At 42.1% G+C, this 19,723-nt stretch carries 18 protein-coding genes and 4 pseudogenes; 21 read left to right on the forward strand and 1 reads right to left on the reverse strand.

The annotated features are described in order from the left end of the window. Positions 1–100 precede the first annotated feature (100 nt). Positions 101–336 (forward strand): annotated as a pseudogene (locus JCM16496_RS23060) (hypothetical protein). A gap of 184 nt (positions 337–520) precedes the next feature. On the opposite strand, the gene JCM16496_RS22670 reads toward JCM16496_RS23060, so the two are convergent. Then, positions 521–664, reverse strand: coding sequence for a hypothetical protein (locus JCM16496_RS22670; RefSeq protein WP_159102441.1), 144 nt, complete (start codon positions 662–664; stop codon positions 521–523). Positions 665–717: 53 nt separating this feature from the next. Here JCM16496_RS22670 and JCM16496_RS23605 point away from each other — a divergent pair, with 53 nt between their 5' ends. The 20 genes and pseudogenes from JCM16496_RS23605 to JCM16496_RS08670 all read left to right on the forward strand — a co-directional run bounded on the left by JCM16496_RS23605 (position 718) and on the right by JCM16496_RS08670 (position 19,722). After that, a complete protein-coding gene (locus JCM16496_RS23605) occupies positions 718–936 on the forward strand; it encodes a hypothetical protein (RefSeq protein WP_005644267.1) in 219 nt (72 codons plus the stop codon). A 37-nt stretch (positions 937–973) separates the two neighbouring features. Further along, a complete protein-coding gene (locus JCM16496_RS08570; RefSeq protein ID WP_025833621.1) occupies positions 974–1,924 on the forward strand; it encodes a PRTRC system protein E in 951 nt (316 codons plus the stop codon). 4 nt (positions 1,925–1,928) lie between these two features. Then, complete coding sequence (locus tag JCM16496_RS08575; protein WP_005644262.1) at positions 1,929–2,150, forward strand: PRTRC system protein C; 222 nt, start codon at positions 1,929–1,931, stop codon at positions 2,148–2,150. A 5-nt stretch (positions 2,151–2,155) separates the two neighbouring features. Next, complete coding sequence (locus tag JCM16496_RS23610; RefSeq protein WP_244440284.1) at positions 2,156–2,323, forward strand: hypothetical protein; 168 nt, start codon at positions 2,156–2,158, stop codon at positions 2,321–2,323. A 38-nt stretch (positions 2,324–2,361) separates the two neighbouring features. Then, positions 2,362–3,269 (forward strand): annotated as a pseudogene (locus tag JCM16496_RS08580) (hypothetical protein). Between the two features lie 5 nt (positions 3,270–3,274). Continuing rightward, a complete protein-coding gene (locus JCM16496_RS08585; RefSeq protein ID WP_025833628.1) occupies positions 3,275–3,976 on the forward strand; it encodes a prokaryotic E2 ligase family D protein in 702 nt (233 codons plus the stop codon). After that, positions 3,973–4,760 (forward strand): annotated as a pseudogene (locus JCM16496_RS08590) (PRTRC system ThiF family protein). Before JCM16496_RS08585 ends, JCM16496_RS08590 begins: the two are co-directional and overlap by 4 nt. 321 nt (positions 4,761–5,081) lie before the next feature. Next, complete coding sequence (locus tag JCM16496_RS08595; protein WP_025833629.1) at positions 5,082–6,290, forward strand: tyrosine-type recombinase/integrase; 1,209 nt, start codon at positions 5,082–5,084, stop codon at positions 6,288–6,290. 465 nt (positions 6,291–6,755) lie between these two features. Further along, complete coding sequence (locus tag JCM16496_RS08600) at positions 6,756–7,292, forward strand: UpxY family transcription antiterminator (protein WP_025833630.1); 537 nt, start codon at positions 6,756–6,758, stop codon at positions 7,290–7,292. A gap of 10 nt (positions 7,293–7,302) precedes the next feature. Next, positions 7,303–8,448, forward strand: coding sequence for an MraY family glycosyltransferase (locus JCM16496_RS08605; RefSeq protein WP_025833631.1), 1,146 nt, complete (start codon positions 7,303–7,305; stop codon positions 8,446–8,448). A 16-nt stretch (positions 8,449–8,464) separates the two neighbouring features. Beyond that, positions 8,465–9,256: a polysaccharide biosynthesis/export family protein gene (locus JCM16496_RS08610; RefSeq protein ID WP_025833632.1), complete on the forward strand. Its 792-nt coding sequence runs from the start codon at positions 8,465–8,467 to the stop codon at positions 9,254–9,256. 9 nt (positions 9,257–9,265) lie between these two features. Beyond that, positions 9,266–11,655, forward strand: a pseudogene (locus tag JCM16496_RS08615) (GumC family protein). 8 nt (positions 11,656–11,663) lie between these two features. Beyond that, the gene (locus tag JCM16496_RS08620) at positions 11,664–12,377 is read left to right on the forward strand and encodes a tyrosine-protein phosphatase (protein WP_025833634.1); all 714 of its coding nucleotides are present in this window, start codon (positions 11,664–11,666) and stop codon (positions 12,375–12,377) included. A 704-nt stretch (positions 12,378–13,081) separates the two neighbouring features. Next, complete coding sequence (locus tag JCM16496_RS08635) at positions 13,082–13,399, forward strand: Arm DNA-binding domain-containing protein (protein WP_025833638.1); 318 nt, start codon at positions 13,082–13,084, stop codon at positions 13,397–13,399. Between the two features lie 161 nt (positions 13,400–13,560). After that, positions 13,561–14,535 carry a glycosyltransferase family 2 protein gene (locus JCM16496_RS08640; protein WP_025833640.1) on the forward strand — a complete coding sequence of 325 codons (975 nt, stop codon included), beginning with the start codon at positions 13,561–13,563 and terminating at the stop codon, positions 14,533–14,535. 10 nt (positions 14,536–14,545) lie between these two features. Beyond that, entirely contained in the window at positions 14,546–16,000 is a 1,455-nt protein-coding gene (locus tag JCM16496_RS08645) for an oligosaccharide flippase family protein (RefSeq protein WP_025833642.1), read from the forward strand. Beyond that, positions 15,970–16,632, forward strand: a complete 663-nt coding sequence (locus JCM16496_RS08650) for an acyltransferase family protein (protein WP_025833643.1) — start codon at positions 15,970–15,972, stop codon at positions 16,630–16,632. Before JCM16496_RS08645 ends, JCM16496_RS08650 begins: the two co-directional genes overlap by 31 nt. A 451-nt stretch (positions 16,633–17,083) precedes the next feature. Then, positions 17,084–17,638, forward strand: coding sequence for an acyltransferase (locus JCM16496_RS24790; protein WP_025833646.1), 555 nt, complete (start codon positions 17,084–17,086; stop codon positions 17,636–17,638). Positions 17,639–17,640: 2 nt separating this feature from the next. Continuing rightward, positions 17,641–18,915: a hypothetical protein gene (locus tag JCM16496_RS08665; protein WP_025833647.1), complete on the forward strand. Its 1,275-nt coding sequence runs from the start codon at positions 17,641–17,643 to the stop codon at positions 18,913–18,915. A 15-nt stretch (positions 18,916–18,930) separates the two neighbouring features. Continuing rightward, positions 18,931–19,722 carry a glycosyltransferase family 2 protein gene (locus tag JCM16496_RS08670; RefSeq protein ID WP_025833649.1) on the forward strand — a complete coding sequence of 264 codons (792 nt, stop codon included), beginning with the start codon at positions 18,931–18,933 and terminating at the stop codon, positions 19,720–19,722. The last annotated feature ends 1 nt before the right edge of the window (position 19,723 follow it).

The raw sequence follows: 19,723 nt of genomic DNA on the forward strand, positions 1-19,723 counted from the left end.
GCTCCGGTATTTTCCCCGAAAACCTTGCCTGTGGAGGCGGTCCGCATCCTGGCCCCTGAAATTGGAAATGACATGTTTCACCTTTTAATAGCAAATGATCATGAAAGCAAAGGAATGTATCGAAAAACCGAGAACCGGCAAATGGATAAAAAGAATGGCACTGGCCGCCGCAGCTTCATAATGTTCAGTTATCTTTATTCAAGAGGGATTTCACCGGTATGGGCGGCAGTCGCCATCGTCTGTTTCAGGGGATTCTTCAGGTTCCTCTATAAAATCGCCTGCCTTCTGGTAGCGGCGGCGATACTTTTCTGCATCCTCAGCTGCCTGGTATTCTGATTCCACCGGCATACAATATCGGGAAATGAAACAAATGCGGCATATAAACCACTGCAACACCTTGCAGGACAGGGCTGTCCCAACGGACGGCTCTTTTGGTATCCCATACTTTATGAAGACAAGGATGACGGGATCAGGGACGGAAAGGAAAGAGAGGCATATACAGCCATTGGCAGACCGGGAACTACAGGGCAAAGTTGGCAAACGCTTCTTTTCGGACGGCAAGGCCGGGACTTCGGGTTTCGCGGAAAATCATCCTCGCCCGGAGGGCTTGCGGTATTTTTCCCGAAAGCTTTGCCTTTCCGGAAGCGTCTGCCGTAAAGCCCATGTAGTTCAACGGGCTGCCAAAGCCCGAGTATCCACAATTAAAATGATAAAGTCATGAATCAAGCAATCATCTCAAGACCGCCGACGGCACCGGTACAGATACCAATGCCGATACCGGCAAGAAGAAAGTACCATGTCCCGGAACCGACCGTCAAATTCCCTCCACGGGAAAAGGGCGGACCCGTACACATCTCCACACTGCTGGACCCGATACTGGAGATAAGCAGTCATCCTGACCGGAACAGGCTGCTAGCAGAGTTCTTCAACAGATAGAAAGAATACGGTTATTCACACTTTAATCCATATAATTATGTTTTTTACAGCAATCAACCAGATGATGACAGAAGGAGTCGACCTGACACTCGTCATCCGTAAAGCGAACGGACAAATGGCGGTATCCGTACTGCCGAAGTCAAACGGGCTGAAAGACGAAGCCCAGAACCACATTATCCCGTTGACCCTCAAGGGAGTTCCGCAGGAACTGGATACCGGATTCCTGCAAGCCGTCGCCCGGCCGGTGCAGAAAGCCACGGGACTGATCACCAACATGGCGCAGTTCGAGGCACAGACGGAAAAGGCCGCTTCCGAGAGCAAGGCGGCGAAGGATGCAAAGGCCAAGGAGACGAAAGAGGAGAAAGAGAAACGGGAGAAGTACGAGAAGCATCTCAAGAAAGCTGAGGAACTGATTGCCGCGGGAAACCATAAGGATGCAGTGACGGCTCTCGGACAGGCCCGACTTTATGCCAAGCCGCAGGACCAGAAGAAGATTGACGAGATGCTGGAGCAGCAGAAAAAGGCCATGAACCGGGGAAGCCTGTTCGAGCTGATGGAAGAATCGCCTGCACCGCAACAGCTTCGGTCACAACTACCGGCAGCAACGGCACAACAGTTGCAGCCTGCACCGCACTGTCCACCGCAATCCCAGGCATCAGGACCGGCGGGCGGACAAATTCCTGACGGGCAGCAGCAGACAATGTGGCCGCCACAGCAGCCTGCGCAAAGGCCGGCACCGCATCAGGCTCCCCCACAGCCGCAATACGCCGGACAACGGCCGATGAGCCGCCAGCTCCCTCCACAGCCTGCATACGCGGAACAACAGATTTCATACCGGCAGGAACAGGAGCAAAATCCCGAAGACCTCTATCCGTACTATCAGAGGGGACAGGAAGTCCCTACCTACCGCCCGGAAGATTATGAGGAATATCCCGATTTTCCGCAATCCATGTTAGAACCCAATGTTTCACATTATCAAAGCATTTAATATTATGGCATTAGAAATCAAGGGAATGACACGTTCATTCACATTCAAGAAAGGCAACGGTATGGTCACACTCGATGACCCGAACACGTCGGACAGCCCCGAAATGGTCATGAACTACTACTCGAACTTCTATCCGGAACTGACCACGGCAACGGTGCACGGGCCGGTCATCAAGGAAGACAAGGCGGTGTATGAATTCAAAACTACCATCGGGACAAAAGGATAAAAGCAATGGGAAAGGACAATAAAAAACAGAAGAAATCATGTGTACCATTGGACGAACAGCAGGTGGAACGGCTTGCAAGGCTCATCATCGGACAGACCGTACGCAATATCCATTACAGTACGGACAGGAAAGAAAGGATTACGGCACCGGGGGGTGCCGTTCCTCTTTTCTGAACGCCACGTTTCAGCCAAAACCTTTGCCGAGTCTTGTCGTGGAAGATTCCGACGGGAAAAGGCATAATCTCATCACGCGGGACAACTACAGGTTCCTGCGTGACTCCTTCTTCAGATATGCCTGCCTAATGGAGAAGGAGGCGGTACATACCCCGGGCCGGACGTTCGGGGAAGGGATCGCAAGGCTGCACGAGGAGATGGATGCCCTTGTCGGTGAGGGCTGAACGTCAATATCGAAGAGCAAGACGGACGGTTGCTGTTCAAGCTCTGGAAAGCCCATCATTGGGGAAAACTGACACTGTATTATTTCCCGATGAAATTCGTGGAGGCGCTCGGACCGGAATTGAGGCGTATCTCCATCACATTCATCCATGAATTGATGAAGGCAAACGGAATACAGACCGTTCTGGACGAGGACGACACGGAATATGTCCTGACCTGGATTTCAGAGGAAGTACCGGAAGAGGCCCCGGAGGAAAGGAAAAAACGGCTGAGGCTCCTGCACTCCTACGAGAACGGCAGAATAAAGAGGCTGCTCCAAAGGGTGGAACGCAAGTGCTACTACAAGAACCTGCCGAAGGCACTTGACAGGTATAAAGCCCAGAACGACTACGAACGGTCGCTGGTCTCCGCCATGAAGGAGGGGTTACAATTCCTGTCACCGGAACGCGGCATCATGGAATACTGCTACGATCCTTTTTATGAGGAGGAACCGGAGTTCCACCCCATGTACCTCTACCAACAGATACGTGTAATCTATGACAGTTACGATATGGTGACGGACTATCTCGTGAATTGTTACAATTCCCACAGCAGGGAGACCTACGACATCATACCGGTCACGACACTCGCCCTGTCTCCCGAAACGGGAGAGCTGTTCCACATGGATGACTACCCGGAACGCTTTTTCAAATGGGCGGACAAATTCATCAACATAATAATTTGAACACTATGATGGAGACAAACGAACTTACAAGAACTTTGAAGACCCAGCTTATCCCCAAGGCGGCACTGATAGCCTACGTCTCGGAGGATGACAAGAATTTTTTTCTGGAGATACGGGACATAAACGATCGTGGAAACATGGCGGAAGGCAGGCCTATAACGCAGGAATTCATGAACGAGCTTGTAAAGGGATATTCGGAAAGGCATAGCAGCACGCCTTACGGAAAAGTACCGTCCAACCTGATCTATTGCGATTCACGCAAGGGCAGCGAGCGGTATGTATGGTACAATCCCCCGCATAAACGGATGATGTTCTTCAGTCCGGGACTTGAAATAGAGAATGCGGAATACAACCTGCCGGGAGTCGTTTATGAGGCGGGAGAACACGGAATGAGGATATATGCCTACAAGGGTGACATGCCCGGCAAGGACACGCCGCTATATGCCGCGCCGTTCTTTAATGTGACCGGCTCCAGTGTATGCCTGGGTTCTGCCAATATAGACTTGCCCAAGGACCTGACATACGAAAGCCTGCTGCAATACTGGGAAAAGAAATTCTGGCTGACGGAGTTCTCCCATCTGGGAGGTGACGGAAACCCGACCAGATCCAACCTGGTTCTGGTAACGAAAGCAGCCAGGGACATGCCTTTCAATCTCGATGAACTGAAACCGTTGAACAATATGAAACTTAAAGACATACTGACATGAAAAGAGTACATTATACCGACAGTTACCTGATGAGTCCGCAGCATCCGGTAACGGTAAACCTGATCGGAGCGGGAGGAACCGGGTCGCAGGTACTCACCTGCCTGGCACGTCTTGACACAGCTCTGAGGGGACTCGGACACCCGGGACTGTTTGTTACACTGTACGACCCTGACACCGTGACGGAAGCCAACATCGGTCGCCAGCTTTTCGGACCGTCCGACCTGGGACAGAACAAGGCACAATGCCTCGTCACCCGGATAAACAACTTTTTCGGGAATGACTGGAAGGCGCAAGCGGACATCTATCCGGCAGTATTGAAGGATACCAGACGGGACAACCTGGCCAATATCACGATTACCTGTACCGACAACATCAAGTCACGGATTGACTTGTGGAATCTGTTGAAGCTTTGCCGCAACCGACATACTGCACTTACGAGACCCCGCTGTACTGGATGGATTTCGGGAACACGCAGACCACGGGGCAAGTCGTGCTGGGTACCGTACCGAAGAAAATCAAACAGCCGGCGTCCAAACTCTATGAGACCGTCAATTCGCTGAAAGTCATCACCCGCATGGTGAAATACACGAGAGTGAAGGAAACCGATTCCGGTCCGAGCTGTTCGTTGGCTGAAGCGTTGGAAAAACAGGACCTGTTCATCAACTCCACACTGGCACAACTCGGATGCGGCATCCTATGGAAAATGTTCCGAAACGGAGTGATCGAGCATAACGGATTGTACCTGAATCTGGACACGATGAAAGTGAATTCGATAATCATATAGACAGGTCAGCGGTTATAAATTCTTTCGCTCGAATGGAAAGAACTCAGGAAACAGCCTTTCCATTTCGAGTTTTCCATTTTCTATATGGCAAGATATTCTTTGCATTGGCTCTGACACTCCGTTTCAAGTCTTCACGCAATATACAGAACGCGGTCTTTTACTTTGTCATATTATTCAATATAATGCTTTTCAGAGATAAAAATAATTAAAGCGTTTTTTATCAATCAAGAATAGTTTAGCAGGAGATATACATAACAGCTTGAAGTTTTTTGAATTGCTTCCTGTTTTTATTCCATATGTTAAACTAATAATTGATTATTTATGACTAGTGTAAAAGTAAAATTCACTCCTTCATCCGTTATCCTTAAAGAGGGAACGGTTCATTATCAAATAATTCATCATTGTAAAGTACGGCATATCCGCACCGGTTACAAACTGTTTCCAAGTGAGTGGATTTCTGCTTCTAGTGAAATCAATGTCTCGGCAGGAAGTGGAGAAGGCCGAAAAAGCTATCTTGTTGCATTAAAAAATCAAATTGATAAAGACCTTTTCCGAATAAAGAAATGCATTAACCGATTGAATCAGGAGAACAGCCCTTTCACAGTAGACCGTATAATAGAACTTTACACTACTCCAGAAGGAAATTCCACCTTTCTTCTATATGGAAAAGAACTGCTGGTTGAATTGAGGCAAATAGGTAAGGTGCGTACAGCTGGTACCTATCAGAGTGCCTTGAACAGCTTTGAACGTTACTTGAATAACCGTGGAGATGTCCCGTTGGACGAAGTGGATTCCAATCAGATGATAGCCTATGAAAGCTGGCTCAAAGGGAATGGCATCTGCCCGAATAGCTGTTCGTATTATATGCGTAACCTCAGGGCCATTTATAACCGGGCCGTGAATGAAGGGCTTGTTGTTCAACGAAATCCCTTCAAGCATGTCTATACCGGTATAGACAAAACGAAGAAACGGGCGGTTTCCCTCAGCGTGATTCGAAGAATACGGGATTTGGATCTTAATAAGAAGTCTCTCATTTTTGCCAGAGACATCTTTATGTTCAGTTTTTATACACGTGGAATGTCCTTTGTGGATATGGCATTCCTGAAAAAGAAAGACCTCCAGAATGGAATCCTGACCTATCGGAGAAAAAAAACCGGTCAGCAATTGTTTATCAAATGGGAAAAGCCCATGCAGGAACTTATTGATAAATACAATACCTCTGAAACTTCCTACCTGCTACCAATTATTCAGAACAATGGTGTGGACGAATGGCATCAATACCAAAATGAAGCGCACCGTATCAACAGAAATCTGAAACTGATTGGCAAACAAATAGGTTTGGGTATTCCACTTACCACCTATGTTGCCCGCCATGCTTGGGCCAGCATCGCCCAAAGTAAAAATGTTTCTTTGCCTGTCATCAGTGAGGCACTGGGGCATGATTCGGAGCAAACTACCCGAATTTATCTTGCCTCTTTAGACACATCTATTGTAGACAAGGCAAATAGTCTCATTTTGATGTCTATATAAATAAATACCGAAAATGGTACATATCTTCTTAAGAGAAGTACATCTACATATAAAACTTGAAAGAGTAGCTACGGTCACTTTATCTTCTTAAGAGAAGTACATTTTGAGTGCAAAAATACAAAAAAAATCTAAAAATCAAGGTATAAAGTGAACTCTTTTTTTATTACTTATTTTTAAGAATCTTCAACATAATGTGTAAAATGAAAAACAATCATCCCCATATATCCTCTAACATGACTTTGTTTATCAAGTTATTATCGCTTTATAACTAAAAGATGTACTTCTCTTAAGAAGAGTAGTATGTTTTAGTATAAGTGAACACTTGCCTTTTAGAATAGCGATGCAAGGGATGATTAAAGGAATAAAAGATTCCTACTTTTGGAAAGTGTTTTGTAACTGCTTGATTATTAACAAATAAAATAATCATGCAGGATTGGTGATATTTGCCTGAACTAAAGTATATCAATGGGAAATACTGAATACGCACAATGGTATGTCATGCGTGATTTGAAACGGTGCAATGCTAAAAAGCCGGCATACAAACAATTGCAAGAAGCGGGTGTAAAGGTATTTGTCCCCTTGAAATGGCAAATCATTTTGCAAAAGGGCAAAAAGGTGCGTGAGAAAGTTCCGGCCATTCAAGATTTGCTCTTTGTTTATGATTCCCGTCAGCATTTGGACTCCATTGTGGAAAGAACCAAAACGCTTCAATACCGTTGGTTGCGGAATACGTTCCGGGAACCTATGACTGTGTCTGATTTGGAAATGGACAGATTCATACAAGCCGTCAGCAGTTCCGATTCCCCCAAATATTATTTGCCGGAAGAGATAACCCCTCAGATGTGCGGACGCAAAATTCGGATTATAGGAGGTCCTCTCAATGGATATGAGGGCTGTTTGCTTAAAATACGAGGCAGCAAGATAAAACGCTTGCTTGTCGAATTAAAGGGTTATCTCGCTGTTGGTGTGGAGGTTCTTCCTGAATATATTCAATTTGTCTGATACGATATTTATGACTGTTATTTTGAATGTAATGGACAATCCTAGGGCCTTTTGGGTTGTCAATTCCTTGTTTGTATTCGCCTTGAGCGTATTTTGTGCCGGCGTCTTGATTCCACAAATCTTGTTGATATCATTTCGTAAGCGTCTGTTTGATGTGCCTGATGAACGGAAGATCCATCAGGGGGTAGTACCCCGTTTAGGAGGGATAGCCTTCAAACCGGTTGTCTTTTTCTCGGTGGCACTTGCTTTGGGACTCAGTATGTTGTTGGGATACAGTCAGCTTCTTGGTAATATCGGCAGTGAAAGCCGCCCGTTGGCATTCGGCTTCTGTACCATTATGATGCTTTATCTGGTTGGGATGGCTGATGACCTGATTGGTATCCGTTACCGTGCCAAGTTCGCCATACAGATTATTTGCGGATTACTGGTTATTGCAGGCGGGCTGTGGATCAATAACCTGCACGGTTTGCTGTTTATTCACGCTCTTCCTGAATGGATTGGATACCCCATTACCGTATTCGCTGTGGTATTTATTATCAATGCCATCAATCTGATAGATGGGATAGACGGATTGGCTTCCGGATTGTGTGGAGTGGCTATGCTTTTTTATGGATTGGTGTTTTTTATAATAGGCGAATACATTTATGCCCTGCTCGCTTTTGCGACACTTGGAGTGCTCGTTCCCTTTTTCTATTATAACGTATTTGGAGATCCTGCCAAAAAGAACAAAATATTCATGGGTGATACCGGTAGCTTGACGATTGGTATGATGACTTGCATTTTAAGTCTGAAACTGCTTGACGGGTTTCCGGTAAATCACTCTATGCAACAGCCTAATGCTTTCTTTTTAGCCTATTCACCGCTTATCATTCCCTGTTTTGATGTGGTACGGGTTTATTTGCACCGTGTGCGAAACGGAAAGAATCCCTTTTTGCCAGATAAGAACCATATCCATCACAAAATGCTTGCTGTTGGCATGAGACAGCGTACAGTTATGATTGCCATTGTACTGGTATCTGTCTGTTTTACACTGTGCAATATTCTGCTTTCACGTTATATAAATGTAACCTTGCTTTTAATACTGGACATCTTTATATGGACCTTGGGTAATCTATGGTTAACCCGTAGAATCCATATTACTCATTCGAAACTATAGTTTTATATCAATATGAATTTTTGCAAATTTAATTGGGGCAATATTACTCCTGTTTTTAGGAGCTTGCTCAACTTCAAAAGAAGTCACTTATTTTCAAGATTTACGTCCGGGCGAAAGCGAATTGGCGCTAACTGCTCCGGTAGAGATTAAGATTCAACCGAAAGACAAATTGTCTATTTTAGTCAACAGCCAGGATTTGCGCCTGACCAACCTGTTTAACTTGCCAATTGTTTCTCAACAGATCGGCATGGAGGGCTCTTCCGGTTCTAATCGTGGTGTGTCTGGTTATACGGTAGATTCCAAAGGGAACATTGACTTTCCCGTGTTGGGAGAAATTCACATAGCCGGTATGACCCGTGAAGAGGTGGCTGCCTATATTAAGAAAGAGCTACAGTCGCATGATTTGATTAAAGACCCTGTCGTTACGGTGGAATATATGAATCTCAGCGTAGCCGTAATGGGTGAAGTGAACAATCCCGGCCGTTTTAGTATCGACAAGGATAACCTTACAATCCTGGATGCCTTAAGCCAGGCGGGAGACCTCACTATCTACGGAAAGCGGGAAAAGGTATTGGTGTTGCGTCAAGAAGAAGGAAAACAACGGGTTTATGGAGTCAATCTTTGCTCTGCCGAGCATCTTTACACTTCGCCTGCTTATTATCTGCAACAGAATGATGTGGTATATGTGGAGCCTAATGCTACCAAAGCCCGTCAGTCTACCGTAAACGGGAACAATGTGCGCAGCACCTCTTTCTGGATTTCCCTGGCTTCTTTATTGACCTCCATCGCTGTACTTATCGCTAAATAAAAAAGAGAAATGGCTACTATTCAGAATAAATCAACAGTACAAAATACGCAGGATTTCATTACCATACAGGATTTATTTTACCTCTGTCTCAACAAATGGCACTGGTTTGCCATTTCATTGGCCTTATGTTTGGGGGGTGCGACCTTTTATCTGTTAAGAACCCCATCGGTATATGTCAGAACTGCCTCTATTTTGATTAAGGACGATTCCAAAGGGAAATCTTCTTCTACGGATATGGAGTCTTTTTCCGATCTGGGACTGTTCACGACCAACACCAACGTTTATAACGAGATGGGAACTTTGAAGTCTCCCGACATCATGCGTGAAGTGGTGTCTCGATTGCATTTGGAAATGAATTATCAGACAGACGGACGTTTTCATAAACAGACTGTGTATGGAAACCAACTTCCTGTCCAGGTGGTGATTCCTAATCTTTCCGAGAATGAATCCGCAACTTTCGAACTGCATCTGGCAAAGGATGGTGCAGTGGAATTATCCTCTTTTACACGGAATGGAACAGAAATAGAAAATGATGGTTTTGTGAAAGGCAATTTGAATGACAGTATTCAAAGCCCCCTAGGCCCTATTGTCGTTATTCCATCGGCTGCCTATTCAGATAAAACGGTAAGCACAATTTATGTAACCCGCCAGTCTTTGTCTGCGGCATCAGCTGGCTGTTCTGCTCGCTTGAATATATCCCAGAACGATGAGAAGTCCAATATCATCACGTTGTCTTTCCAGGATGTGTCCACCCAACGGGCGGAAGATGTGCTCAATACCCTTATATCCGTTTACAATGAGAACTGGGTAAGGGACAAGAATCAGATAGCGGTTAGTACATCCATGTTCATCAATGAGCGTTTGGGTGTGATTGAGGGTGAGCTTGGCAATGTGGATGATGATATATCTTCTTTCAAAAGTGAGCATTTGCTGCCGGATGTACAGGCGGCGGCAAATATGTATATGACTCAAGCCAATGAAGCCAATGCTGCAATTCGTGAATTGAACAACCAGGCATATATGGCCCGATACATAAAGAACTATTTGACCAATGAAAACAATAAACATCAGTTACTCCCTGCCAATTCCGGCATTGAAAATGCAAGCCTTGCCACACAACTGAATGAATATAATACCAAGTTATTGGAGCGCAATAGCTTGGTGTCTCACAGTAGTGTCAAGAACCCCTTAGTCAGGGAAATGGACAAGTCGTTGGATGATATGCGAAGCGCTTTGATCACTTCCATTGACAACCAAATGGTAGCTTTGCGTGCACAAATCAGAAGTTTGGAGGCCATTGGGGGACAGGCTACTTCGCAGATTGCCTCCAACCCGAAGCAATCCAAATACCTGCTTAGCGTGGAACGCCAACAAAAGGTGAAGGAGTCACTTTACCTATATCTGTTACAAAAACGTGAGGAGAACGAGCTTTCTCAGGCATTTACGGCCTACAATACCCGTATTATAACAAAGCCTGGAGGAAGCATGATTCCTACCGCTCCCGTAAAGAAGAACATTTTCCTGGTGGCTTTTGCTTGGGTATATTGATACCGGTAGTCATTGTGTTCATGCGTGAAAACATGAATACCCGTGTTCGTGGAAGAAAAGACCTGGAGGGCTTGAGCGTTCCTTTTATCGGAGAGATTCCTTTGTCTATACGTGGTAAGAAAAGAGTAAAATCACATGAGGCACATACCATTGTGGTTAAAGAAGGAAGCCGTGATATTATGAATGAGGCTTTTCGTGTCTTGCGTACCAATCTGGAATTCATGATTGGCAAAGATCAATCCTCCAATGTGATTGTAGTTACCTCGTTCAATCCGGGCAGTGGAAAATCGTTCTTGACCATGAACATAGCCATGAGTCTTGCCATTAAAAATAAAAAAGTATTGGTTATTGACGGCGACCTTCGCCATGCCTCTGCTTCAGCTTATATCCATTCGCCCAAAATTGGTTTGAGTAATTATTTAGGAGGACAAATCGACAAACTTTCGGATATTATTGTTACGGACGAGCAGCACCCTTCATTCAGTTTCATCCCTGTCGGCACTATCCCCCCCAATCCGACCGAACTGTTGTTTGATGACCGGTTACGGGAAGCAATCGATACTTTAAAGCAACAATATGATATTGTATTGATTGACTGTCCGCCGGTTGAACTGGTAGCCGATACGCAAATCATAGAGAAATTGGCCGATCGTACGATTTTTGTGGTACGTGCAGGCCTGTTGGAGCGCAGCATGCTTCCAGAGTTGGAAAATATTTACCGAGAAAAGAAGTACAAGAATATGTCTGTAATTCTCAATGGAACGGAAGGATCTGGCGGACGGTACGGTTATCAGTATGGTTACAAGTACGGCTACAATTATGGATATGCCGGATATACGAAGGAAGAGTAAACGGAAAGATGTGGCCTTTCAGAAAGCGTATCAGCCTTGCTGACAGTGGAATCTTTCGGGAATTCACCGACTGGCACTGTCATCTGCTCCCCGGAGTGGATGACGGCGTGCAGACAATGGAAGAGAGTCTGCAAATCCTATCCCTCTATGAACAGTTGGGTGTAAAAGATGTTTGGTTGACTCCGCACATCATGGAGGATATGCCAAATACGACATCCATTCTGAAAGCCCGTTTTGAGGAATTGAAAACTGTTTATCAAGGAAACATCGCACTGCATCTTGCAGCTGAGAATATGCTCGATAACCTCTTCGAGGAACGCTTGGCGAAGAGTGACCTGCTTCCGTTGAGCAAAAACGGGAAGCACCTATTAGTAGAGACTTCCTACTTCAATCCTCCGATAGGATTGAACAACATCCTACTCCGCATCAAGTCGAAAGGATATACACCTGTTCTGGCGCATCCTGAACGGTATAATTACATGGAGGAGAGCGACTACCGTCAATTGAAAGGATTGAGTGTAAAATTTCAACTTAATCTCTTCTCTTTGGTCGGTGCATACGGAACAGAAGTAAGGAAGAAAGCCAGATGGCTGATGAAAAAAGGTTTCTATGACTTGGCGGGCAGCGACACACACGGTTTCGCTGTCTTGGAGTCAACTATATACAAACAAAAATTACCACAAACCGGCTATGAACAGATGTTCAAAGCCGATCTATGGTAACTGAAAACAGATTAAGTAGCAGATTCAATGTTATGGTATTCACACATTCGTAACTATTCAGCAATAAATATTTTCACTAATGGTTGTATTAAGAAGAAAATAGTTTTATGCAAGAAAAATAAAAAAGAATATGTAAACAAATAGAAAGTAGATGTATCTATTTTGCATGCTTTTCTCTTTTTCTTAGCAAACACTATCATCGGAAATATCTGATTATCAACTTTGTTTAATCGCTGAATAGTTACATACATTCTTTTAATTGTTAATTATGTGTAAAGTAAATTTGTATCATGTCAGAAGGACACGGACATGATGTACCGCACCGGACACTTTATCTTTATAATCGAACTCTCCGAAGTCTTCCAATGAACTGCGGATCGTATCCGTGAAATGTTTCTTATTTCTGAAAGCCAAGCCATCATTGCTAACCATTATGACAACATTTATAAAAAAATAGATAGTGTGTCCAGTTTGATGTCCTAGCTTTTAGTTCAAAAAAGATATGATATAAGTTCCAAAGTTTTGATAATCACACCTCTTTAAAACATAATGACCTCATGAATTAGCAATACTTTTTCGTCTGTTAAAATTGTACCTAAAAACAATACTATTTCAGTTAATAATCAATAGATTAAGTTGTTAATTCAATATCAAAAACGAGAACGTAGAACAGGACACCCTAAAAAATAGATGCTTACAAGAGAATGCCTACAGTCGTTGCACGCTTAGAACCAAGTAAGAAAAATGCCGGGTATGGTACGGTTTATTATCGAATCTACAAGGGGCACAATCGGAGGATGGAATTTTCTTCTCGTCTTCACATATCTGTTATTTCTTGGGATGAAGCCATGCGGACAGTAAAAGGAGATAATCCCGAAGCTTGTCGCTTCCGTACCCAAATCCGGACAGACCTTGAACTTTTGCGTAAAATCATTACGGAAGATGATGCCGGTCTTCTGACTATGGGCGACATAATACATATTTTCAAACGCCAAAGAACGGTTTTTAATCATCCAAAATAGAAAGATGGAAATTTTAAAAAAAACTTTTAACGGATGTAGGGACTATGTCAACATGGTGTATAGTAAAATCACTTTGGCTGTAAGTTACTATTAAATTCAGATTCTATATTGATTTTGTTTAACATTTGGCATATTTAAAATATTAAATTAAGACAATCTTTATGAAATTATCAATTATCATACCAGCTTACAACGTTGAGCAATATATAGGTAAATGTCTGGATTCCGTTTATAAATATCCCTCATCTGAAAGGGATTTTGAGGTGATAGTTATTGATGATGGTTCATCGGATAACACCTTGACTATTGCAAATGACATAAAGTATGCACATACGAATCTAAAGGTAATCCACAAGGAGAATGAAGGTGTGTGTACTGCTAGAAATTTAGGATTGGAGGAAGCAAAGGGTGAATATGTCATGTTTGTAGATGCCGATGACTGGATAATGGGGGTAAAACAGCTTATTGAAAGTATAGATAGGCATAAAGGGGCAGAAGTAATAGCTTTTCGTTGCTATTTGGATGACGGGACAACAGAGTTCGGAAAATGGAACTTCCCAACATACAAAGTATATAAAGGAACCGACTTGTTCTTGTCACATAGTTTTGTTCGAGGCAGTGTGTGTGGGGCTTTCTATTCCCTGAAATTTCTGAATAAGTATTCCATAAGATTTCCGCTTGGTATCACACACGGTGAGGACACATTTTTCTCTACCCTTGTAGGAATGTATGCTGAAAACTACCAATTTGAAGACAAACATATATACACCGTTTACGCAAGACAAGGAAGCGCATGCAGGACACATGATATGAAACGGGTATATCGATATAAAAACAACTTGATAACCATTAACGAATATCTGAACGATCATCCAAACCTTACCGAAGAACAAAAAAGCATGATGAGAAATCTCTTATTCAATGTACTAAGTAGTTCCATCATCATGTATATGTTCGTAGGCGGGCGCAATCCATGGTATCTAAAACGAATGTTAGGAATCAAGCAATACCTGCCCATCAGTATCAACGGTGTATCAAACATGATAACGAAAAACAAGATACGGTTAATGAATTTCTCGTACGTACTGTATTTCGTATTGTATCAAGTGTATTTTAAATTCAAGAAAATAATATAGGATTACAATAATGGTAAGCAGTGTAAGAAGCAATTTCCTTTGGAATTTATTACTTAATATATCAGGTTACTTATACTCCATTCTCACATTTCCATATGTAACACGGGTATTGGGAGCTGAAGGACTTGGTATTGCGAGTTTTGCTTTGAGCATCATTGATTATGCAATACTGTTGGCTTCACTCGGAATAAGTGCAGTAGGAATACGCTATATCGCACAAAATAGCGACGATGAGAAGAAAAGGACAGAAGTGTTTAATGGATTGACTTCGATACATTTGACTTTGTCACTTGTTTTGTTGCTAATTTACTTGCTTTGTGTTACTTATATCCCCCAATTAAGCGAATATAAGACGCTTTATTGGATAGGCGGAACAAAGATACTGTTCAATGTCTTTCTCGTGGAATGGTTGTTTCAGGGTATGCAGGATTTTAGATATATTACGCTGAGAACCTTGTTTATAAGAACACTATATATTTTAGGCATCTTTCTTTTTGTCAGGGATAGAGGTGATTATGATAACTACTTTTATGTGACCATTGGTCAAATAGCCGTTAATGCTACAATAAACTGGAAATATTCAAGGAGATATGCCGGATTTAAGTACAGTATTCGGAAATGCAAAGAATATCTTTTTCCTATCTTATCTATGGGAATAGACAAGATACTGCTATCTTTCTACGCTACATTCAATGTTCTGTTTTTGGGATTCAGTTGCGGGAATCTTGCAGTAGGCTACTATACAGCTGCAATAAAGTTATATACAATCATCCTGTCTGTAATCGTTGCATTCAACTCTGTATTTGTTCCCTATCTTAATGATATCTATGCAAAAGGTAACTTGAATGCATTTCGGGAGATAATCATAAGGTCGATACGACTGATTAGTACAGTATCTATACCATTAATTGTAGGTGGAATCATACTGGCACCACAGATAATCATGTTAGTCGCAGGGGCAGGTTATGAGAATGCAGTCTTTCCTTTCAGGGTGATACTCATTCAAGTTTTGTTTGTCGGCTTGGCACAAGTATTCAAAGACCAGATATTATTAACATATAAAAAATTCAAGCAGATACTTTTTGTCACATGTTTGACAACCAGTCTTTCACTTTTGATGATTGTCATATTAGTTCCTCATTATGCAGAAAAAGGAACGGCATTGGCAGTTGCAGTACCGCACCTGATTGAAATTATCATGTTTACTCATTATGCACGTAAATGCATAGACATTCCCCCTATATATCAGCATTTGGCTACTAATTGTCTGATTAGCGTTCCCATCATTGTAATATGCGAAATCGCAAAAACATATATAAACCATTATGTGATAGTATTGGTGACAGCTATCATTATTTCTTTTACCTATTGGACTTTTGTGCAGTTCTATATCATAAAAGACACACTTTTGTTAGATCAAATAAAAAAGATAATATGTCAAGTTATGCTGAAAAAGAACGGATAGCTTGGATTGACTGGGCAAAGGCGTTACTGATTTATTTTGTCGTAGTGGGACATGCCGGTTGTAAAGACAATGTACAAATCATACTGTATGCATTTCATATGCCCGCATTTTTTGTCATTTCCGGCTATCTGTATAGACCTAGGCAATGCCTGAAAACCATCAAGTGTCTGGTCGTTCCCATTATCATCTATTCCACCATTAATTTGGTTTTCAAGTTTGCCTTGGACATGACAAGACAAGGATGCATAGATCTATTCCATTATGCTACGATGTCTTGGAGGGCTTTTTATGCAGTGGCATGGGGGAAGGATGGTTACGTCACCTTATTTGTCGGAGTATGGTTCGTCGTTGTACTCGCCTTGTGCCGTTGTCTTATGGGAGATGTGAAGAACTTCAAATTCATCAGCCAACATTACATTGAATTAGCACTTTTGATGATGTTATGGATGGTTTGTGAAAAATATATATTCCCGACTAATTCGAGTGATATACAAGATATGTATCTTTATAGAGTACTATCTTGTTTCCCATTCATGGCATTAGGGAAATTTATAAAAGAAGAAGAACTACAACTTGTTGGTTTTATGAATTATAAATTCCCCCCCCCCCTAAAAAGCTGCATGGTACATTAAGCATAATACTAATCTTGATATTGGGTATTATTGTTGCACTGGATAATGGATTGGTCTATGTATGGAGTAATGATTATGGTGATAACACGTTCGTGTTTTTCGCAGGTGCAATCATTCTGTCATTCTCATTGTTCAAAGCCTGCAACTATTTAAAAGCAAATATGTTTATCAAGACCATAAGTAGCGGAACACTGATGATATTGGGTGTGCATAGCATAACAATAGTAGTATTTCATAACGCTCTTGAATTGTGTTATATAGCCAATACATTCATCGAACCGTGGATAGTCGGATTGCTAACAATGTTAGTTTGCTACTATCCTATCCGGTGGTTATCTTTAAAATTTCCCATCTTGTTGGGTAAATAAAATCAATCCATGCAGCAGTTTCAGAGTTTATTATGTAACTTCTACCTCTTTGTAAAATATTGCTGGGGGGGGTAAAACGACGTTTGACTCAAGCAATCGTCGTCACAATACTAAAGAACGCGAAAGTTAATTTTCATGAAGAGAGTATTATTTTTTATGGAATGCCTGTCTTGAACATTCAAAAAGGAGCGCATATCTTCATTGGTCGACATTTTATATGCACATCAGGTATACAATATCCAATAGACAACAAAATATGCAGTAAGATTAACGTCATGAAAGATGCCACATTGTCTATAGGGGATGATGTGGGAATGTCGAATACGTGTATTCACTGTCATAAAAGTATTACCATCGAAAAGGGAACAAAGATAGGTGCGGGATGCTTGATTGTTGATACAGACTTTCATAGTCTACATTGGGAGGACAGAGCCGACCATACAGACATAGAAAAAAGACAGTGTAAGCCAGTCTATATAGGAGCATACGCATTCATCGGTACTAACAGTATCATACTGAAAGGCGTAAATATCGGAGAAAAAGCAATAATAGGAGCAGGGAGTGTCGTGTCAAGAGATATTCCTTCCGGTGAAATTTGGGGTGGTAATCCTGCCAAATTTATCAAGAAGATACCATAGTCATGATAAAAGAAATTGAAGTAGAAGAAGAGAGGTTGATATTTCAGGATTATATTCTATTTATCATCATCTTTCTCTGTACATATTTTAATTGGGGGGTCTGGAGTACGGTGACATCGTTTTTGCCGCTACTGAAACTAATGGGTGCGCCATTGTTGTGCTTCATTCTTTCGCTCTACTTATTTTCCCATTCGCTAATGAGGAATTATAGAACCTTGTACCAACCTCTCCATTTATTAATCATCATAGCTTCCTTTTGGACTTTTTTCAAACTTTTCCAAACTATACAAGTCACAGGATTCAATGCCGCTTTTACCGTATATCGCCGCAATTATATCGTTCTACCCTCATTCCTGCTGTGTATGCCCTATATATCAGCAATGAGTATTCAACGTCTTGAAAAATTCGCTGGTCTAATACTGAAATGGATCATTCCGCTGACAATCCTGTATGTACTACAATGCTGTGGCGTTCCATTGTTTTCCAGCAATATTACTTACCAAACAAGTGGAGATGTCACAGTACTTCGCAACATTTTAGGTATGCCACCTGTACTTCCTGTGATTTTGGCATTTTGCTTTGTTTGTTACCTCAAACTCCACGAAAAGAGATTCTTGAAATTTGTATTAATAGCCCTTTTCGTAACCTTTATTTCGTTTACGCGTAGCCTGATTGCGTCTGCTGCTTTTGTAGTTACACTTGCAATGCTATTTTACATTTGGAAAAATGGTATACACTCCCGCTTGTTCATGTTGGTGTTCTATGTCTTACTGGCTACAATGCTATTGATGATCATCTACCCCTCAGCATTTTACTTTTGGGACAATCTGATAGATAACACCCTAAATTCACAGCTTGCCAAGAATCAAGGTACCTATGCCTTTAGACAACGACTGATTGAGAACGTTATCATCAAATTAGAAAATCATGATGATATTCTAACAGGATTAGGCTATGTGAGAGATGTCGCCAAAGGAAAATACAGCTTTGTCTTAGGAGGAGATACATATATCGCTCCCATCCTATGGTGCGAAGGCTTCATCGGACTTACATTACGATGCTTGCCGTTTGTATATCTCTTATGGAGCGGTTTTAAGTTGTATAGTCATTCTTTAGACGAAATGGAAGAAGTAATTGGCATAGTGATTCTGGCTTGCGTACTTTCAGAGATTCCCAATTACGTGCAATCATCGGTTATCATGCATTATAATCATGTGATGGCTATGTTATATATGCTTTTGGTATATGCATATAAAAGGCGCAATGAATTTGATTAAAAATAAGATAGCAATATGCTTAAAATTTCAATTGTAACAGTGTCGTTCAATCAAGGACGATTTATCCGTCAAAATATAGAATCAGTTTTGAATCAGGGATATACGAACTTTGAACATATCATCATAGATGGCGGTTCCTGTGATGAAACCATCTCTATACTGAAAGAGTATTCACACCTAAATTGGGTTTCAGAGAAGGACAAAGGGCAATCAGATGGACTGAACAAGGGGTTCAGAAAGGCGACAGGTGAAATAATAGTCTGGATAAATAGTGACGATATGCTCGCACCTGGAGCGTTGCATATCATCGATAATTTTTTCTCCAATAACCCGGACAAGTATCTGCTTACAGGGCATCAAGTCATCATTGATGGTGACGGAAAGAAACTTCGTGTATTGAAAGCACATCCTTTTACATACGACCATTTACTCAATGAGCCGTCGTCTGTAATGCAAAACTCCACCGTATTCAGACGTTCAGTATTAGAGGATGTTGGCTACTTGGACGAACGATTTCACTACACGATGGATCATGAACTGTTCGTGAGAATAGTCCGTAAATATAAAAGCTATACCGTAGATGCGGAAATTGGTTATTTCCGGGTATGGGAAGAAAGTAAAACGACTACATCTCAAATATGCTTTTTCAAGGAATTAGCCCACATGAAAATTAAACATCATGCACGCTTAATTTCCAAAGGAAATGTTTGGTTGGTTTGGCAATTTATCAAAGAGCCATTCAAACGGATACCGGGTTTTAGAAACCTGATAAGAAGAATAAAAGGAGTGGAACTTATACATTGTTGAT

The organism is Bacteroides rodentium JCM 16496, assembly GCF_000614125.1.
In the GTDB taxonomy this organism is placed as follows: domain Bacteria; phylum Bacteroidota; class Bacteroidia; order Bacteroidales; family Bacteroidaceae; genus Bacteroides; species Bacteroides rodentium.

What these genes read in the sequence shown, in the direction of transcription:
- JCM16496_RS22670 (WP_159102441.1), bottom strand. Translation starts at nt 664, where the DNA reads ATGGGCTTTACGGCAGACGCTTCCGGAAAGGCAAAGCTTTCGGGAAAA.
- JCM16496_RS23605 (WP_005644267.1), top strand. Translation starts at nt 718, where the DNA reads ATGAATCAAGCAATCATCTCAAGACCGCCGACGGCACCGGTACAGATA.
- JCM16496_RS08570 (WP_025833621.1), top strand. Translation starts at nt 974, where the DNA reads ATGTTTTTTACAGCAATCAACCAGATGATGACAGAAGGAGTCGACCTG.
- JCM16496_RS08575 (WP_005644262.1), top strand. Translation starts at nt 1,929, where the DNA reads ATGGCATTAGAAATCAAGGGAATGACACGTTCATTCACATTCAAGAAA.
- JCM16496_RS23610 (WP_244440284.1), top strand. Translation starts at nt 2,156, where the DNA reads ATGGGAAAGGACAATAAAAAACAGAAGAAATCATGTGTACCATTGGAC.
- JCM16496_RS08585 (WP_025833628.1), top strand. Translation starts at nt 3,275, where the DNA reads ATGATGGAGACAAACGAACTTACAAGAACTTTGAAGACCCAGCTTATC.
- JCM16496_RS08595 (WP_025833629.1), top strand. Translation starts at nt 5,082, where the DNA reads ATGACTAGTGTAAAAGTAAAATTCACTCCTTCATCCGTTATCCTTAAA.
- JCM16496_RS08600 (WP_025833630.1), top strand. Translation starts at nt 6,756, where the DNA reads ATGGGAAATACTGAATACGCACAATGGTATGTCATGCGTGATTTGAAA.
- JCM16496_RS08605 (WP_025833631.1), top strand. Translation starts at nt 7,303, where the DNA reads ATGACTGTTATTTTGAATGTAATGGACAATCCTAGGGCCTTTTGGGTT.
- JCM16496_RS08620 (WP_025833634.1), top strand. Translation starts at nt 11,664, where the DNA reads ATGTGGCCTTTCAGAAAGCGTATCAGCCTTGCTGACAGTGGAATCTTT.
- JCM16496_RS08635 (WP_025833638.1), top strand. Translation starts at nt 13,082, where the DNA reads ATGCCTACAGTCGTTGCACGCTTAGAACCAAGTAAGAAAAATGCCGGG.
- JCM16496_RS08640 (WP_025833640.1), top strand. Translation starts at nt 13,561, where the DNA reads ATGAAATTATCAATTATCATACCAGCTTACAACGTTGAGCAATATATA.
- JCM16496_RS08645 (WP_025833642.1), top strand. Translation starts at nt 14,546, where the DNA reads ATGGTAAGCAGTGTAAGAAGCAATTTCCTTTGGAATTTATTACTTAAT.
- JCM16496_RS08650 (WP_025833643.1), top strand. Translation starts at nt 15,970, where the DNA reads ATGTCAAGTTATGCTGAAAAAGAACGGATAGCTTGGATTGACTGGGCA.
- JCM16496_RS08665 (WP_025833647.1), top strand. Translation starts at nt 17,641, where the DNA reads ATGATAAAAGAAATTGAAGTAGAAGAAGAGAGGTTGATATTTCAGGAT.
- JCM16496_RS08670 (WP_025833649.1), top strand. Translation starts at nt 18,931, where the DNA reads ATGCTTAAAATTTCAATTGTAACAGTGTCGTTCAATCAAGGACGATTT.